This is a genomic window from Nitriliruptor sp. (assembly GCF_040882075.1).
Classification (GTDB): domain Bacteria; phylum Actinomycetota; class Nitriliruptoria; order Nitriliruptorales; family Nitriliruptoraceae; genus Nitriliruptor.
Map to the genome: position 1 here is coordinate 1 of NZ_JBBEBZ010000013.1, position 1477 is coordinate 1477.

Sequence of the window (1477 nt, forward strand, 5' to 3'; positions counted from 1 at the left end):
TGCGAGCACCTACTGGACCGCGCCGCCGACCTGCTCGCCGAGCTCGTGGCGCGCTGTCCCGAACTGCACGTGGTGGCCACCAGCCGCGAGCACCTGGGCCTGGACCACGAGCGGGTCTGGTCGGTGGAAGGCCTGGCGCTGCCGGCGGACGACCAGGACCCACGGACGGCCCCGGCCGTGGAGCTGTTCCTCGACCGGGCAGCGCGTAGCGATCCGCACCTGCATGTCGACGATGCGGTCGTGGCCAGCGTCGTGGACATCTGCCGGGCGCTGGACGGCCTCCCCCTCGCACTCGAGCTGGCCGCGGCCCGGGTGAGGGCCCGGCCGCCGGCCGAGATCGCCCAGCGGCTGGACGCCCGCTTCGACCTGCTGATGGGCCGGCGCGGTGGCGCCGACCGCCACCGGAGCCTGCGAGCCGCGGTGGCGTGGTCCCCACGACCTGCTCGGCGAGCGGCAGCGCCGGCTGCTGCGCCGGCTGGGGGCCTTCGCCGGGCCGTTCACCGCGACGGCCGCAGTGCGGGTCGCCGCACTGGATGATCTGGACACCAGCGAGGTCCCGGCGCTGCTGGCCGACCTGGTGGACAAGTCGATGGTCGTGGCCACTGGCGGGCCCGGACCTGCGCGCTACCGCCTGCTGGAGACGATCCGGGTGTTCGCCCGCGAGCAGTGCGTGGCTGCGGGGGAGGTGGAAACGACCGACGCGGCGTTCCTCGCACACGTCCGTGACGACCTGGCCGACCTCGACCAGCGGCTGACCGGCCCGGAGGAGATCGCGGCGGCCGAGCACGTCGTGCAGACGTTCGACAACCTGCGCCACGCGGTCGCGCTTGGCCAGCTTCGCGGCGACATCGACCTGCTGGCCAGCATCCTGACCGGGCTGTCGGTCTACCTGCGCTTCCGGGTCAGCTGGGAGGCCAGCACCTGGTTCCTCGACGCGGCTGCGCGCCTGGCCGGTGCGACGACCAGCGATCGTGCGGTGGCGGTCGAGGTGCTCGGCATGGCCGCGTGGGGCGCGTGGCTGGGTGGTGACCTCGACACCGCCTCCGAGCTGGCCAAGCGTGTGCGCAGCTCGGCCGGTCCGGCGGACGCCAGCACGGTCGAGGCGCTGGCGGCGCAGGGCGTGGTCGAGATGTACCGCGGTGACGAACGCTGCATCGCCACGACGACCGAGGCGCTCGAGCTGGCCGAGGACGCCGGCAGGACGTGGCTGGTGGCCTACCTGTTGGGCGCCGGCGCGCTGGCCCACGCCTATCAGGGCGCGCCGGAGGTGGCGGGGGCGCTGCTGGACCGCCAGGCGCTGGTGGCGTCCCGGCTGGACAACGACACGGCGCGGGCCTGGTGGCTGTACTGCAGTGCGGAGATCAGTGGCGACCGGGACCCGCAGCACACCATCGAGCTTGCCCGCCGGGCCGAGCGGCTCGCCCGGAGGACCGGCGCCAGCGTGATCGGCAACGTCGCCCGCGTCACCATCGTCAGC

At 74.3% G+C, this 1477-nt stretch carries 1 protein-coding gene and 1 pseudogene; both read left to right on the forward strand.

Annotation, left to right across the window (positions count from 1 at the left end; genetic code table 11):
- Positions 1-537, forward strand: a pseudogene (locus WEB03_RS00815) (AfsR/SARP family transcriptional regulator); the annotation flags it as partial.
- The coding region (locus WEB03_RS00820; RefSeq protein ID WP_368069075.1) for a hypothetical protein at positions 515-1477 on the forward strand (963 nt) is incomplete at its 3' end. The pseudogene WEB03_RS00815 and the gene WEB03_RS00820, both read left to right, overlap by 23 nt.